The organism is Psychrobacter immobilis (genome assembly GCF_904846235.1).
In the GTDB taxonomy this organism is placed as follows: Bacteria; Pseudomonadota; Gammaproteobacteria; order Pseudomonadales; family Moraxellaceae; genus Psychrobacter; species Psychrobacter immobilis_C.
Genome location: NZ_CAJGZN010000019.1, coordinates 1 through 15,965 on the forward strand (window position 1 = coordinate 1; position 15,965 = coordinate 15,965).

At 42.5% G+C, this 15,965-nt stretch carries 15 protein-coding genes; 7 read left to right on the top strand and 8 right to left on the bottom strand.

Annotated elements, in window-relative coordinates; all coding sequences use genetic code 11:
* Positions 1 to 121: 121 nt before the first annotated feature.
* The 4 genes from JMX07_RS13620 to purM all read right to left on the bottom strand — a co-directional run bounded on the left by JMX07_RS13620 (position 122) and on the right by purM (position 2,803).
* The gene (locus tag JMX07_RS13620) at positions 122 to 667 is read right to left on the bottom strand and encodes an IS630 family transposase (protein ID WP_227684815.1); all 546 of its coding nucleotides are present in this window, start codon (positions 665 to 667) and stop codon (positions 122 to 124) included.
* The gene (locus JMX07_RS13625; protein ID WP_227684817.1) at positions 630 to 971 is read right to left on the bottom strand and encodes an IS630 transposase-related protein; all 342 of its coding nucleotides are present in this window, start codon (positions 969 to 971) and stop codon (positions 630 to 632) included. The genes JMX07_RS13620 and JMX07_RS13625 overlap by 38 nt, the downstream gene beginning before the upstream one ends.
* A 78-nt stretch (positions 972 to 1,049) precedes the next feature.
* A complete protein-coding gene (gene purN / locus JMX07_RS11670) occupies positions 1,050 to 1,742 on the bottom strand; it encodes a phosphoribosylglycinamide formyltransferase (RefSeq protein ID WP_201608099.1) in 693 nt (230 codons plus the stop codon).
* Positions 1,742 to 2,803, bottom strand: coding sequence for a phosphoribosylformylglycinamidine cyclo-ligase (gene purM, locus JMX07_RS11675; RefSeq protein ID WP_201570979.1), 1,062 nt, complete (start codon positions 2,801 to 2,803; stop codon positions 1,742 to 1,744). Before purM ends, purN begins: the two co-directional genes overlap by 1 nt.
* A gap of 522 nt (positions 2,804 to 3,325) precedes the next feature.
* Between purM and JMX07_RS11680 the strand changes: the two genes are divergently transcribed.
* The 3 genes from JMX07_RS11680 to JMX07_RS11690 all read left to right on the top strand — a co-directional run bounded on the left by JMX07_RS11680 (position 3,326) and on the right by JMX07_RS11690 (position 6,373).
* On the top strand, positions 3,326 to 4,432 hold the full coding sequence (locus JMX07_RS11680) for an AI-2E family transporter (RefSeq protein WP_191114044.1): 1,107 nt from the start codon (positions 3,326 to 3,328) through the stop codon (positions 4,430 to 4,432).
* 330 nt (positions 4,433 to 4,762) lie between these two features.
* Positions 4,763 to 5,566 carry a DnaA regulatory inactivator Hda gene (gene hda, locus JMX07_RS11685; RefSeq protein ID WP_160022557.1) on the top strand — a complete coding sequence of 268 codons (804 nt, stop codon included), beginning with the start codon at positions 4,763 to 4,765 and terminating at the stop codon, positions 5,564 to 5,566.
* A 102-nt stretch (positions 5,567 to 5,668) separates the two neighbouring features.
* Positions 5,669 to 6,373: a DUF2057 family protein gene (locus tag JMX07_RS11690; protein ID WP_201608100.1), complete on the top strand. Its 705-nt coding sequence runs from the start codon at positions 5,669 to 5,671 to the stop codon at positions 6,371 to 6,373.
* Between the two features lie 118 nt (positions 6,374 to 6,491).
* Here the strand turns inward: JMX07_RS11690 and JMX07_RS11695 are convergent, their stop codons facing one another.
* Positions 6,492 to 6,977 carry a Dps family protein gene (locus tag JMX07_RS11695; protein WP_101206316.1) on the bottom strand — a complete coding sequence of 162 codons (486 nt, stop codon included), beginning with the start codon at positions 6,975 to 6,977 and terminating at the stop codon, positions 6,492 to 6,494.
* Positions 6,978 to 7,242: 265 nt separating this feature from the next.
* Positions 7,243 to 7,902 carry a YcxB family protein gene (locus tag JMX07_RS11700; RefSeq protein ID WP_201608101.1) on the bottom strand — a complete coding sequence of 220 codons (660 nt, stop codon included), beginning with the start codon at positions 7,900 to 7,902 and terminating at the stop codon, positions 7,243 to 7,245.
* 498 nt (positions 7,903 to 8,400) lie between these two features.
* Here JMX07_RS11700 and serS point away from each other — a divergent pair, with 498 nt between their 5' ends.
* The 4 genes from serS (at position 8,401) to JMX07_RS11720 (ending at position 13,901) form a co-directional block, all read left to right on the top strand.
* Complete coding sequence (serS, locus tag JMX07_RS11705; RefSeq protein ID WP_201608103.1) at positions 8,401 to 9,687, top strand: serine--tRNA ligase; 1,287 nt, start codon at positions 8,401 to 8,403, stop codon at positions 9,685 to 9,687.
* Positions 9,688 to 9,982: 295 nt separating this feature from the next.
* The gene (gene tkt / locus JMX07_RS11710; RefSeq protein ID WP_201608105.1) at positions 9,983 to 11,980 is read left to right on the top strand and encodes a transketolase; all 1,998 of its coding nucleotides are present in this window, start codon (positions 9,983 to 9,985) and stop codon (positions 11,978 to 11,980) included.
* 271 nt (positions 11,981 to 12,251) lie between these two features.
* A complete protein-coding gene (locus JMX07_RS11715; RefSeq protein ID WP_201608107.1) occupies positions 12,252 to 12,794 on the top strand; it encodes a hypothetical protein in 543 nt (180 codons plus the stop codon).
* Between the two features lie 60 nt (positions 12,795 to 12,854).
* Positions 12,855 to 13,901 carry an NERD domain-containing protein gene (locus tag JMX07_RS11720; protein ID WP_201608109.1) on the top strand — a complete coding sequence of 349 codons (1,047 nt, stop codon included), beginning with the start codon at positions 12,855 to 12,857 and terminating at the stop codon, positions 13,899 to 13,901.
* Positions 13,902 to 13,928: 27 nt separating this feature from the next.
* Here JMX07_RS11720 and JMX07_RS11725 read toward each other — a convergent pair whose 3' ends face one another.
* A complete protein-coding gene (locus JMX07_RS11725) occupies positions 13,929 to 14,900 on the bottom strand; it encodes a peptide ABC transporter ATP-binding protein (protein ID WP_201608111.1) in 972 nt (323 codons plus the stop codon).
* On the bottom strand, positions 14,897 to 15,964 hold the full coding sequence (locus JMX07_RS11730; RefSeq protein WP_201608112.1) for an ABC transporter ATP-binding protein: 1,068 nt from the start codon (positions 15,962 to 15,964) through the stop codon (positions 14,897 to 14,899). The genes JMX07_RS11725 and JMX07_RS11730 overlap by 4 nt, the downstream gene beginning before the upstream one ends.
* Between the last annotated feature and the right edge of the window lies 1 nt (position 15,965).

A 15,965-nucleotide genomic window follows, 5' to 3' on the forward strand; every position in this document is an offset into this window, starting at 1 on the left:
GCTTGTTTTAGGATGTTGACGATTTGGTTGTCGCTAAAGCGTGTCTTTTTCATAGGATTCTCCTGCTGGTGTATTTTAGCAGTTAATCTCTATTTGTAAGTGTTCTTATTTATTGGGGGGATTACCAATCCAGAATAAAAGAGATACAACCCATATCATGAAAGAGTTTAGGTAAATTATTCTCCATCCACCCTTGTCGTAGAAACTTAGCCTGTGCCCACTTTTTCTCGATAGGGTTTAAATCAGGACTGTAGGGTGGTAGCCATAGAATACGATGACCATGTCTATTCAGTAATCTCTGAATACGTTTATTTTTATGAAACTGAGCATTATCCATGACAATCACGCATTTAGTCTTGAGACTTGGAATTAGCGTGAACTTACACCAGTCATAAAATATATGGCTGTTGATATTCTGTTCAAAGTAATCAAGTGCAAACAGCATCTTTTCATACAGAGCACCGATAACGTTAGTTCGCTTTTTGGCTTGCCAGTTGTAGCGATCAATACAAGGGCTACCGATTGGTGCATAGCCATAAGGTCTGATAGTTTCAGCCTCAAAGCCGCTCTCATCCATATAAACAATGGGATAGCCTTCCTGCATTAAACTATCAAGCTTACTCTGATACTTAGCTCTTTTTATCGGGCAGGCTTTTGGATGTTCCAAGGTCTTTTTTTTGACTGATACCCAAACGCTTTAAGGCAATCTCAATGCCTGATTTGCTACAACCCAAACGCTGTGCTCGCTCGTACATGTAATCGTCTGGATACTGTTCAACGTCTTTTAATAATGCTTCATTCGGTATTTTACTGGGTGGTTTATCCCGCGTTTGTTTGATAGTTGGGTTTTTCAGCCAGCGTTGTAATGCAGTTTTGCTAACGTTATAGAACATACAAGCTTGACGGATAGTCATATCTTGGTTTTTGACGCTCTTAATCACTTGCGCTCGAAAGTCTGCTGAATAGGTCATGGATTCTTCTGCTACTTCGCTTATTTTAAAAGCATTGTATCTTATTTATAAAAGACTGACTATAATAGGCTTAAATTTTTATCCGTCTATCAGCAATTGCAAAGGCAACTTAGGTAAATAAGTTTCCGTTTGCGATGATGTATTATTTGCTTCAAGTGACAATACATTTTTTGCTAGTAGTAAAATCGTCCAAGGTAGCAACTGATGTTCAAGTTTCTGTACCCGTGACTTTAAGCTCTCTACGGTGTCGTTGATATCGACATCTAATACGGCTTGAGTCAATACCTGTCCTGCATCAAGCTCCGCTGTCACTTTATGAATACTACAACCGTGACGACGTTCACCCGCTTGTATGACTCGTTTGTGAGTATCTAAACCCTTATAAACTGGAAGTAGAGAAGGGTGAAGATTAATCATGGGCGCTGGTACATTATCGATAAATGAGCCACTTAATACACGCATAAACCCAGCCAAGACGATTAAGTCAGGTTGCCACGCTATTAGCTGCTCGTTGGCATGGGTTTCAAATGTTTTGATGCCCATACGTTTACCACTAGCAACGTGTGACAATACTGCAACTGGAATATTGGCATCTTTAGCACGTGTCAACGCATAAGCATCTTCACGGTTACTAATGACACCAACGGTTTCAATCGGTAGCGCCCCTGCTTGCATGGCATTGATTAATACTTGCAGGTTGCTACCACTTCCTGAGACTAGAACAGCAATGCGTAATGGTTTGATAGGCTGGCTTGCAATATCAATTGACATTAACGATACACCACTGCATCCGCCTGGTCATCAGTGCTGCGTTTGACCATTTCACCTATTTGCCAAGCTGTTTCGCCTGCATCAGTTAAAGTCTGGATAGCAGCTTCTGCTTTGTCTTTTGGCATAACGATGACAAAACCAACGCCGCAGTTAAAGGTACGGTACATCTCGCTCTGTGCGATATTACCTTGGGTCTGTAGCCAAGTGAATAGCTCTGAGAACTGCCAGCTATTGGTATCGATGCTAGCCGCTAGATTATCAGGTAGTACACGTGGCAGGTTGTCCGTTAGACCACCACCCGTGATGTGTGACATCGCATGTAAAGCTGAGCTACCAAGCGTATCTTGTAATGCTTTGATTGCTTTTACATAGATACGAGTAGGAGCCATTAAAGCGTCTTGAATAGGCTGACCGTCTAGTTGCTCATCGCTACTCGTAACATCCACACCGCTAACTTCGATGACTTTACGAACCAATGAGTAGCCATTTGAGTGTGCGCCACTTGAGGCAAGTGCAATCAGTACATCGCCTTCTGCGACATTTTCACCAGTGACAACTTCTGCTTCTTCAACCACGCCTACACAGAATCCAGCTAGATCGTAATCGTCATCTTGATACATGCCTGGCATTTCAGCAGTTTCACCACCGATAAGCGCACAGTTAGCTAGTTTACAACCATCACCAATACCAGTCACGACAGTCGCCGCTACATCAACATCCAGCTTACCAGTTGCATAGTAGTCTAAGAAGAATAGTGGCTCTGCGCCGCAAACCAATAGGTCATTGACGCACATCGCGACCAAATCAATACCAATCGTGTCATGACGGTTCAGCTGTAGCGCCAGTTTTAGTTTGGTGCCGACGCCATCAGTGCCAGAAACCAATAATGGTGAGGTATAACCTGTTGGTATGCGGCACAACGCACCAAAACCGCCAAGTCCACCCACGACTTCAGGACGAGTAGTGGCTTTTGCAACGGACTTGATTCGCTGAACCAAAGCATCGCCTGCATCGATATCAACACCGGCATCTTTGTAGCTTAAAGAAGGCTTGTCACTCATAGTCATCTCACAGTTGGGGATAGATAATTGGGATTAGAAGGTAAAGTAATTGAGCACGCAAAAATCAGCGTTATAAAGTTCAAAAGCAAAGTTTAAAGACAGTGCGCGCATTATACCCAAAAACAGACCGTACTCGCAAAGCAACTTGCCAATATTTGACTAAGATTTGCATTAAGTGGCAAATAAGCGGTTAAGAAACAAAAAATGACTGATTTTTTGTTGTACTCTGCGATAATAGAACGCTAAATTTATTGTCGATAATGGCTTTAATACAAGTCCAAATATGATTGACAGAATAAAAACTAATAAACATAAATTTATTAAAAATTAGACTTTTTAGGAATTTTAAGACGTCTCAGTTTAGCTAGCTAAAACTAATGAGAAAAGAAGGAAATTCGCCTAGTGACACATTGTGATGACTATAGTTATATCATTTAGAAATCGCTATTACTGACTGACTCACGGGCACTTTTTCAAACCTGTCACTTTTTTTAACCTCGTCCAACTATAGGATTATTTGCCATGATGAACCAACCAATAGATCCTTTTTTTCGGCGTTTATTTATTGTCGTGGCATTAGTTGTTGCTGTGTTTCTCTTGTATTTAATGATGCCAGTCATCGTACCTTTCGTTTTTGCCTTTATGCTGGCTTACCTATTTAATCCTCTAGTCAAGCGCCTATCGAAATACATTAAGCGCTGGGTCGCGATTATTATTGTCTACTCGACGATTACTCTGGGGATGGCGTTATTATTATGGTGGTTAGTACCGACACTATGGCATCAGCTGCAAGCGGCGTGGGATTATTTGCCAAAGATATTTAATTGGTATAACCAAGTCGTGCGAGAGTGGTTCAATAGTAATACTCGTATCAAACTGCCTGAACTAGAGTCGAAAGAATTTTCCGATACCCTCGTCGATTATATGCAAACGAACTATAAGTTCGCTGATGCTAGCACCATGATGAGCCAAATACTGACCTCAAGTATGAACTTCATCAATAATGCAGGTCTTATTGTATTAGTGCCTATTTTGACCTTTTACTTCCTCTTTAATTGGGATCAGCGTTTGCATAACTGGAAGATGGCGATACCAGGTGCTTACTGCCAAAAAGTGACTGAAATAGCTAAGGAATGTGATCTGGCATTAATGGCATTTATCAAAGGTCAATTGCTGGTGATGGTATTGCTAGGCGCTATTTATGCTGTACAGTTACAGCTCATTGGATTAGAGCTTGGGCTTATCATTGGTATGGTAGCAGGTATTGCCAGTTTTGTGCCGTACTTAGGGTTTGGTATTGGTTTTATCGCAGCTATTATCGCCTGCCTATTTCAGTTCGGATTGGACTGGACGTATTTGTCATTGGTCGTAGGTGCGTTCTTGATTGGACAAGCTGCAGAAGGTTATATCCTACAACCATTGCTGTTAGGTGATAAGATTGGTCTATCGCCATTGTGGGTCATATTTGCCGTATTGGCGGGTGCAAGTCTATTAGGTTTTGTCGGTATGCTTATTGCCTTACCAGTGTCCGCTGTCTTAAATGTGCTGTTCCGCCATTTATACAGCTATTATCGAACCACTGATTTTTATAAAGGCCGTAAACAACTGGCACTGTTTGAAAAAAGATAATTATCTTATTATTGAACATGCTAGATAAATATTGATATGCAATACTAGGATAGGAACGCAATGATTGATAAGGCTTAATGGGTAAAAGACTTGTCAGTCATTTTGTAAATATGTTATATATATAGGCGCAGTGTTGATAGTATCAACCGTTTTGGTACCAGTTTTGCTAACGTTGTTTTCGACAAAGTGACTGACCTATTTTTGCAAAGGATATAGGGCCATTAACTACAGTTGTATCGGCTAGTATTGATAATAATGAATACAGCTCAAAACAATCTATCTTTTTTATTATATTTTTCCATTGCACTACGTAACACGAGTTGATGATTCATGGCAGAAGCACAGCTAAGTCTCAATCTGGACATTAAGCACGATGCAAGTCTTAGCGACTTTGCCGGTCCCGGTTGGATGTCGATTATTGATGCAGTACGGCAGTTACATGTCGGCCTGATCGGTCAACTATATCTGTTTGGTAGCCCTGCTACAGGTAAGTCTCATTTGCTGTCTGCTATTTGCGAGTCATTTGTCGAGATGGACAAATCGGCTATCTGTTTGTCCCTTAATGAGCTGATTCATACAGATGTCCACGTACTATCATCTTTAGAAAACTTTGATCTTATCGCCATTGATGATTTGGAAGTGCTTGAGCAAAGCAGTCAGTGGCAAGAAGCTTTATTTCACCTGATCAATCGTAGTCGAGAAGGGCAACGCCAGTTGTTGTTTGCCGCTAATAAACCCGCTGATGATTTACCATTTCAGTTAAGAGATTTAATGACGCGTTTGGCACAAGCACCAACCTTTAAAGTGCCTACTGGTCATGATTTTGCAGATAGACAAGCACTATTACAGTCTATTTTGCGTCGGCGCGGATGGCAGTTTGACGATCGAATTATTGATCACTTACTAACTGATGGACCGCATCGTATCGGTGCGATGATGGAAGTACTTAATTATATTCAACCAATGTTCTCTAACCTTGGTCGCAGTAACATCTCAAAAGCAGTCATAAGTGATGCTCTGCGTACCATTGATGAGCAAACGCTTGCCGCAGAGTTGGCGGATATCGCTCAAGAGACGCAAGTAGATAACGACACGCCTGATCAAGACCAACATACGATGCCACTTGATTTTTAGCAGCAAAACTCTTAGCAGTAAGACCTTTAGCAGCAAAAAATGAATAGCCGTAAGAATACGAATCTTTTGTCCAACTCGCTTTTACTATTAATGGAATAACTTATGAAATCGAATGCTTCTTTGCTAAAAAAATTAACGATAGGCACGTTGTTGGTAGGTGCTGCCTCGGTCTCTATGTTGTCACAGGCAGCAGTGACTCTACAGGTTGATGACCATATCAAAGTAACCGCTATTAATGGGCAGGAAATTCAGCAGAGCGCTTTTCAGCCGCTGCAAAAAACATTTACGTTACAGCCTGGACAACATGCTATTACTGCTAAGTATGACCGTTTATATAACTTGCGTCGTGATGAGCATGATTATTTGCGTTCAGGTAATGTCAGTGTGACGGCACAATTGGCCGACAATCAAACATATCGTTTGACTATGCCTAATCAACCAGAAGATTATGAAGCTGCTAAAGACTATGCCAAGCAGCCTACGCTCGCTGTGCAACAAAACAATACTGTCATTGCTAGCCAGCAAAGTATGGCCGGTAACCAAGGTGGTCTATTTTCAGGCCTTGGCAAAGCGCTAGGCGGCGTGTTCGGCGGTGCAGGTGATGCAGAGTTACAGAACCAACGTGCTATCGCCTCTTTAGATCAACCAGTAGTAAATTCTACTAGCAACGTCAACACTGGCACGACCACTGTTAAGCAAACATCTAGCGTAAATACTTCTACTAGTACGTTAGATGCGTTTATGCAAGTATGGCTACAAGCCACGCCTGCTGAACGTGAAAAAATGCGTCAATGGATCAAAAAATAAAACAGTCTTTTCTAAAAGATAGACAATAAAAAAGCACCTAATTAGGTGCTTTTTTATTATTTAGTATTTGATGATCATTAGGCTTATTAAAATTTAGCCTAGTAAAATCTAACGATTCTTAACCCAAAAACGCGTTATACATCCATACCAGTTTTTCTTGCTCTTGTACGTAGGCATCGATTAGGTCAGCTGAACCTTGGTCTTCGCTCTCTTCTGCTAACGCTGATACTTGGCGTTGCTCTGCAATTAACGCTTGTAAGCCAGTGACTACGCCTTTGACACAGCTTGTGCCATCTTTGACGTTTTTGTCTTCGCTGATGCTAGTATGCTGTGTAAAATCACTGTAAGCGTGGAGTGGTGTACCACCCAAAGTCAAGATACGCTCAGCGATTTCATCAATTTGTAATTGTAGTGACGTATATAGCTCTTCAAATTGTGGATGCAAAGTAAAGAAATGCTCACCTTTTACATTCCAGTGATAGCCACGTACGTTTAGATAAAACACGTGATACGTCGATAGTAGGTTGTTTAACTTGGCGATGACTTCGCTCATGTCTGCTTTTTCTAGACCGATCTGGTTAGTAGCATTGTTAGAATTGCTCATAGTATTGTCCTTATAGTGTGAGTGTAGTTATATGATAATAAATAAAGAAGAATAAAGACTCTAATCAATTGAAATACAGCGAAAATACTTTAGTTTTTATCTGTACCTATCAATATAAACTCTATCTCTTCCTTTGATGCTTATAATAATAGCAAACTATTATTAATAAGTTAAATTTAATAAATACAATTTTACGATTGGTTTTATAAAACTAAAACCAAGTCTCTTTACTGTTTTTCTAAACGATAGAGAGACCTCATTACATTTACGCTGGTGGCTGCAAGTTTTCAGGATTTAAGCCTTTAACGGGAACCACTTCTTGTAAATGTTGACGTATCGTATCGATAGGAAACTTCTGTGCTTGCAAGCGTTTCGGTACGATTTGGCTACCTTGCTGACCTTTTAGCTCAAACATCATAAAGATATAGTCATCAGTCTCATCCCAACTCTTGATAGAGGTCCAAGGAATAATTGCTTGCTGAGTTGCGCCTGCACGCATTTGCATACCGCGCATTTGCGAGTTTTTCATCATATCAGGCTGGTTGCTTGGCATCGCCATGACTAGACCATGCTTTTGTACACCTAACTTCATTTGGCGCATTTCATCTGGCATCTCTTGGTCGGCCACTTGTTTGTCAAATTCTCTTTTTACGTACCATTTAAAACCTAAAGTACGTGCCAATAGATAAATCACCACACCAACCAGCATCAACCAAAATATAATGGTTGAATAGCCTGTCACAAAGATAAGTCCTGCAATAGCGAGTACCACAACCACTGCCATGATGATCCACTCTTTGGTCTTAAAGCTTGATAAACCAAAAGAAGGGCTGGCACTGGCAAACAGTTCATACTGTGCTTGGTGAAATTCAGCCTCAGTTAGGTTTAAGGCGACAGGTTGGAGCGTGTAGGGGTACAGGGCCATAAAGGTTTCTCAAATACTTATATTAAAAGCGTTGGATTAAAACTGCCAAAGCGAAGCAGCGATGCTGTACTTGGCTAGAAGTGAATAAAGGTATGCGCTTATCTTACCGAAAAGTACTCCTAAATGAAACATATAAGCAAGACTGTTCACGGATAGATGTCATATTAATGACGTAGTTCACGCTCTATACTCAGCTTACTAAGACTAGACGAAAGCAAAAGTGAGAAATTAGAATTAGAATAACTTGCGATAAGCGATTGGCATAATGAACAAAAGCTAGTGAAAGTCAGCCAAAAACAGGGAAAAGCAGTCAAAGGTATCCAAAACATGGTCAAATCTGCCGTGTCTTGGTATTATAGCGTCTACAAGATATGTTGATATAAAACATAACGTCATAGCCGGTTATCACAAAGACTGTGATAGCGATGCGCTAGGCAATTACTCTATAAATAATACTTTTAAACCTTTTACTCACCTTTAGTGTTACAGGCAACTACTATGATTGATCCGAAACTCTTACGCGGCGATTTAAGCGACCTACAACAGCAGCTAGCCACCCGTGGTTATGAGCTTGATATGGAGTTCTGGCAGACGATTGAAAACGAGCGTAAGTCTCTACAAGTCAAAACCGAAGAGTTGCAATCGCGCCGTAATGCTGGTGCAAAGCAAGTAGGTGCCCTAAAAAAATCAGGCGAAGATGCCAGTGAGCTATTGGCTGAGATGCAAAGCGTTAGCGGTGAGATTAAAGCTGCGGAAGACGAGCTACGTACGCTACAAGAGCGTATCACTCAAGCAGCCTTGCAAATTCCAAATATTCCTGCTGCAGATGTACCAGTCGGTACGTCAGAAGATGATAACGTAGAAGTGCGTAAGTGGGGCACGCCGCGTACGTTTGATTTTGAAATTCAAGATCATACTCATATCGGTGAGACACTTGGTATGCTGGACTTTGAGGCAGCGACTAAGTTGACTGGTAGCCGTTTTAACGTGCTTAAAGGACAATTGGCGCAATTGCATCGTGCACTAATTCAATTCATGTTGAACACGCACACGATGAAGTACGGCTATCTTGAGACCTATGTGCCTTATATCGTTAATAGCGATAGCTTGAAAGGTACGGGTCAGTTGCCTAAGTTTGAAGATGATTTATTTAAATTGAGCAATCACACGAATAACGATGAAATGGATTTTTATTTGATCCCAACTGCTGAAGTACCAATGACCAACTTGGTACGCGGCGAGCGTTTAGATATTAAAGAACTCCCATTAAAATTCACCGCGCATACACCATGTTTCCGTAGTGAAGCTGGTTCGCACGGGCGTGATACCCGTGGCTTGATTCGTCAGCATCAGTTTGAAAAAGTTGAAATGGTCAACATCGCTACCGCTGAGCAATCTGATGAGTTGCTTGAGGCAATGACAGGGCAGGCTGAATATATCTTGCAGCAGCTTGAGTTGCCATACCGCACAGTACAGCTATGTACTGGCGATATGGGTTTTGCCGCACAAAAGACTTATGACATCGAAGTATGGTTACCAAGCCAAGATACTTATCGTGAAATCTCTAGCTGCTCTAACTGTGGTGACTTCCAAGCGCGCCGTATGGGTACTCGTGTCAAAGATGGCAAGCAAACCAGCTTAGCTCATACTTTGAACGGTTCAGGTTTGGCGGTTGGTCGTACGCTACTAGCAGTGATGGAAAATCATCAAAACGCTGATGGCAGCATTACGATTCCAGAAGTATTACGTCCGTTTATGGGCGGTGCTGAGACTATTTCAGTTTAATAAATTGAATATAAGTAATGAGCTGCTTGTCACTTAGGTCACTCGCAGCTTATTATTTATAACTTAAATAAAAGTCCGTCAGTGTTTATCGTTTAACAAAACTGATGTGAGTCATTGCTAAATATAAACGGTCTTGTCATCGCATTTTTGGCTAGGCTCATAGCAAATATGTTAATATTGCATTTTTATTTTATAGCCTATCCATTGAGGACGCCTGTTGTGTTTTTGATGGATTATCCTCTGAGTAAACTCTCCTCTTATCTTTATACGACTCATTCGAATATTAGGACACTCTATGCCAGCTCCAATTAGCGAACGTAAACTAGCCAATGCCATCCGTGTACTGTCGTTTGACGCGGTTCAAAAAGCCAACTCTGGACATCCGGGTGCGCCAATGGGTATGGCTGATATTGCCGAAGTTTTGTGGCGCAAATTTTTGAAGCACAATCCAGCTGATCCTAATTGGCACAACCGTGATCGCTTTGTACTGTCAAACGGTCATGGCTCGATGCTTATTTATTCGTTGCTACATTTATCAGGTTACGATGTGAGCGTTGATGACCTAAAAGGTTTCCGTCAGCTGCATTCAAAAACCCCAGGGCATCCTGAACTTGGTTATACGCCTGGTGTAGAAACGACGACTGGTCCACTAGGACAAGGTATTGCTAATGCCGTTGGTTTTGCAATCGCAGAAAAAACCCTAGCCGCACAGTTCAACCGTGACGGTCATAACGTCGTCGATCATCATACCTATGCGTTCTTAGGTGATGGTTGCTTAATGGAAGGTATCAGTCATGAAGTTTGCTCATTGGCTGGCACGCTAGCTCTTGGCAAATTAGTATTCTTCTATGATGATAATGGCATCTCAATCGACGGTAATGTCGAAGGTTGGTTCACTGATGATACTGAAGCGCGCTTTGAGTCGTACGGCTGGCAAGTGATCAAAGTTGACGGTCACGATACTGATGCAATCACGCAAGCGACTGAGCAAGCGATTGCAGAGACTGCTAAGCCAAGTCTAATCATTTGTAAAACCACGATCGGTGCTGGTAGCCCGAATAAACAAGGTCTAGCAGCCAGTCATGGTGCACCACTTGGTGATGACGAAATTGCTCTAACCCGTGATGCGCTGTCTTGGAAGCATGCTCCATTTGAATTAGATGACGAAATCTATGAAGCGTGGGATGCCAAAGCCAAAGGCGACGTCCAGCAAAAGAATTGGGACGCAGACTTTGAAGCGTATAAAAAAGCCTACCCAGAGCTTGCAGCAGAATTATCACGCCGCCTAAATGGCGAATTGCCTGCTGACTTTGCTAGTCAAGCGCAAGCCTATATTCAGCAAACTCAAGAAGCGGGTGGGGATGTTGCTAGTCGTAAAGCCAGTCAAAACGCTATCAACAGCTTGCAGCCATTATTGCCAGAACTATTGGGTGGTTCAGCCGACCTAGCTGGCTCGAACCTGACGCTATTCAAAGGTGCTAAAGGCATCGAAAAAGATGCTGACGGCAACTATATCTATTACGGTGTACGCGAGTTTGGTATGACTGCGATTGCCAATGGTATCGCATTGCATGGCGGCTTTATCCCTTACGTAGCGACGTTCCTCATGTTTATGGAATACGCACGTAACGCAGTACGTATGGGCGCACTCATGAAGCAGCGCGTCATCCACGTCTATACCCATGACTCTATCGGTCTGGGTGAAGATGGCCCAACGCATCAGCCAGTTGAGCAATTAACTAGCCTACGTACCACGCCAAACCTACGTACATGGCGTCCGTGTGATGCGACTGAATCTGCGAGTGCTTGGGTAGAAGCAATCAAATCAGAAAACAACCCATCAGCATTGATCTTTAGCCGTCAGAGCTTGCCACATCAAGCACGTGATAGCGAGCAAGTCGCTAACATCACCAAAGGTGGCTATGTACTGGCAAAAGAGCAAGGCGAGCTACAAGCAATCATTATCGCCACTGGTTCAGAAGTTGGCTTAGCGATGGAAGCGTATGAAAAACTAAGCGCAAATGGTGTTGGCGTACGTGTAGTGTCTATGCCATGTGCTGAGATTTTTGTCGAGCAAGATGCTAGCTATCGCGAAGCGGTATTGCCTGCCAATATTCGTGCTCGCGTCGCAGTAGAAGCCGCGCATGTAGATTACTGGTATAAGTTCGTTGGTCTAGATGGCAAAGTCATCGGTATGACGACTTATGGCGAATCTGCTCCTGCTAGCGACTTGTATAAAGAGTTTGGTATCACGACGGATGCTGTGATTGAAGCGGTAAATAGTTTGGTGTGATAGACCTAACTTAGTTAGTGTTTAAAAAAAGAGTCATCAGAGAAATCTGGTGGCTTTTTTTATGGCTTAATCTTTGATTTTTCTTTTGGTCTGCTTTCATCAATATGGCTATCGGTAAAATAACTGCTGCAATCAGTACTAAATTCTGTGCCTCAACATGATGATTTAGTGGTAAATTAGAATAGACTGATTGCTCACGAAGCTAAGTTTCACGGCTTGTGCAGCTCTCATATAAAAATAAATTATATGACTACAGAACTGGAAAAATTAGATGGATAGTATCGAACTGGCAAATGCTATTACATGGCTAAAACAGATTGAACTAAGTGAAGGCTTGATAGCAGCCTGCATAATCGGAATATTTGGACTGTGCGGTATTCTCATTACTCAGAGAGCTGAACGCAAGAAGGAGTATGAAGCCTTTTTGAGAATAAAGTTTGAGGAAGTGGTTTTTAGACTGGTTGATTTTGCAGCCATTATTCAGGAAGTTCAATCCAAAAGTTTTTCAAGCAATTGCGATGAAGCTTTAGACGTTGATGAATTTTATAGAGAAGGTGGCAAGATAGAAATATTAATAGCTTTATATTTTCCAGAGCTTGAGAAAAAATATGAGTTGTTTTTAAATGCAGGGGGAAACCTGATAAATGCACAGCATGAACATGAAGTTAATCCTAGCGATAGTACTTTAGATGTACTTAAACAGCTTGATGAAGAATATGATCGGGTTTATAAGAGTTTTTATAAACATATCAAATCATGTTCTTCTGCCTATGCCAAGCCTTTAAAGCATCGTAAGAGAGTGCTGATTAATTAAATTTAAAGAGTTTTGGTATTACGCTTAGCACATTCTATAACCATTCTAAAGATCGCTATTATGTCCCTAAAATCCTCCTTCAAAGGCTTCTTAGGTGAGACCGTCATCAACGTCGCTATGTGGCTAAAGCTTGAAAAAGACGTCTACCACCGTTTAAACGGTATTACCTTGCCAAGAGCCAATGGTGGCAGTACCCAAATCGATCATATCATCGTTTCTGTATACGGCATCTTTGTGATTGAAACCAAAAACTATAAAGGGTGGATATATGGTAGCGAGAACCAAAGACAGTGCACGCAATCATTCCCGAATGGAAGTAAATTCAAATTCCAGAACCCACTGCGCCAAAATTATTTGCATATCAAGACGCTCGCAGATTTATTGGACTTGGAGCTGAGCTACTTTCATTCGATGATTGCTTTCATCGGTGAGTGTGAGCTGAAAACTCGTGATGAGTTGCCTGAACATGTATTGACGAGTGGGATAGTGTCTTATGTAAAGAAGAAACAAGATAAGCTACTGACTGAAGACGAGGTCATATCCATCGTTGAGCAGATTAACAGTAATAGATTTAGTAAATCTTGGCGCACTAATAGAGAGCATAAAGCCTATCTAAAAGACAAGCATAGCAATCCAAGCCAGAATACGAATAAGCAGCCTAGCGGTAACGCTAATGATAAACCAACTGCTAAAGTGGCTCATGAGTCTATACCAGAGCCGATAGTAAAAGAGACCGCTAAACGAGCTATTCTAAAAAGTAGGGAAGTGCATCGATGGTCGGGTCAGACTGACATTGAATCTAGCGATTTACCAATTGATAGTATGGACATTCAGCAGGCAGATATTCAGCATACAATTACATCGCACGATATTGCTGATAAGGTTTTTCTTACGCCGTTTGAGATCGTAGAATCTGAGCCAAAAGTTAATGAACCTGCGACAATTGAGGTGATAGACCATACAGCTGATTTAATTCAAACGCCAACCTGCCCGAGATGTAACGGTGAGATGATCAAGCGCGTGGCAAAAAAAGGCCTGAATCAAGGTCAGACCTTTTTTGGTTGTAGCAAATTTCCTAAGTGCCGCGGTGTGGTTAATATTGATTAGTCGTTAGTTACCTTAATCTTATTCACCTTAACCATATATTTCTTCTAAACGTAAACAAGCAACCAATCGACCGTCCCATTCGCGCAGTTGCGGCTCTATTTCGCTGCATTGCTGCTTGGCATAGGGACAGCGTTTATGTAGGGCGCAACCACTTGGTGGATTGAGCGGACTTGGCAGCTCACCTTGTAGGGTTAAATCATTCTTATGACCATTTACCGTTGGGGCAGCAGCCAATAGGGCGATGGTATAGGGGTGCTTTGGCGCATTATAAATCGCTTCTTTGGGGCCGTGTTCAACAGCTTGACCCAAATACATCACCATCACATCATCAGCGACGTGGCGCACGACCGACAAATTGTGCGAGATGAAAACGTAAGCGGTACGATACTCATCTTGCAAATCCATAAATAGATTTAAGACTTGCGCCTGAATAGATACATCGAGTGCGGAAGTTGGCTCATCAGCGACGACGATTTTAGGGTTGAGCATCATGGCGCGGGCGAGGGCAATACGTTGACGCTGACCACCCGAAAACATATGCGGATAACGACCAGCGTGTTCGGGACGTAGACCGACATGTCTCATCATCTCGTTGATTTTGTCGCGCTTTTCCTCTTTAGACAGTTTGGTATGGATATCCAATGGTTCTGTCAATTGATAGCCAATGGTATGACGCGGATTTAAGCTACCATAAGGATTTTGAAAGACCATTTGAATTTCGGTACGCAACTCTTTTAGTGCCTTTCTGCTATAGCCAGTGGTGCCTTCATCGTTGATAAATAGCTCACCATGTGTGGGCGCTTCAATCAGTGTCAACTGGCGGGCAAGGGTAGATTTTCCGCAGCCTGATTCACCAACGACGGCCAGTGTCTTGCCAGCTTCAAGTTCGAAAGAGACACCATTGAGCGCTTTCACGTACGCTTTTGCTTTGCCCAGACCTTGTGATACTGGGTAGTGCTTGTGTAGATTGTCTGCTTTTAGGACCACTTTATTACTCATACTTGTGACTCCAAGGTAGCAGCGTGAGAGGGGCGAGAAGTAATATTAGAATCAATACAACGCACCTTGCCATTGGGTGTATCTAAAATAGGTGGCGGTACTTCGCAAGCAGGTTCTTTATACGGGCAACGAGGAGACAGTAAGCAGCCGCTTGGGCGATCGTATTGACTTGGCACGACACCGGGCAAGCTGTTTAGACGGTCTTGACCGATAGCGAGCTCTGGGATGGCTTGCAGTAATGCCTCGGTATAAGGATGAGCAGGATTTTGGAAAATCTCCGGTACGGTACTGGTTTCTACCACTTGTCCCGCATACATGACCGCGACATCACGCGAGTTTTGTGCGACCAGTCCCAAGTCGTGGGTGATCAATACCATCGCCATTTGTTTTTCGCGTTGCAATCGGCTCAGCAAATCCATGATCTGCGCTTGTACCGTGACATCGAGCGCAGTGGTTGGCTCATCTGCGATAAGCAGTTTTGGCTCACAAGCAATGGCCATCGCAATCATAACCCGTTGACTCATACCGCCTGATAGCTGATGCGGATAGACTTTGAGACGGTTTTTGGCATCGGGCATTTCGACCAACTCTAGCAGTTCTAAGATGCGTGTTTGTACTGCTGCGCCTCGTAAACCAAGATGCTTGCGTAGAACTTCACCTAGCTGCATCTCAACCGTAAAGCTTGGATTTAGGCAAGACATCGCATTCTGAAAAATCATAGAGATGTCTTTACCAATGATGCCGCGTCTCTCTTTGGCTGACATACTGAGCATGTCTTTATTGTCAAAGACCACTCGCTGTGCGCGAACGGTCGCAGAAGGTGGCAACAGCCCCATCAGCGCCATCATAGTGACTGACTTACCTGAGCCAGATTCACCCACGACAGCGATGACCTCACCTTGGGTTATCTTTAACGATACATCATCGACTGCGCGAAAGGCACGCACTCCTTGTCCAAAAGTGACAGACAGGTTCTCAATATCTAACAACAATGGTGAGTCTTTTGTTGATGCACCATTCATAGACGTATGAGTGATAGGCGTATTAATTAATGGTTCAGTCATC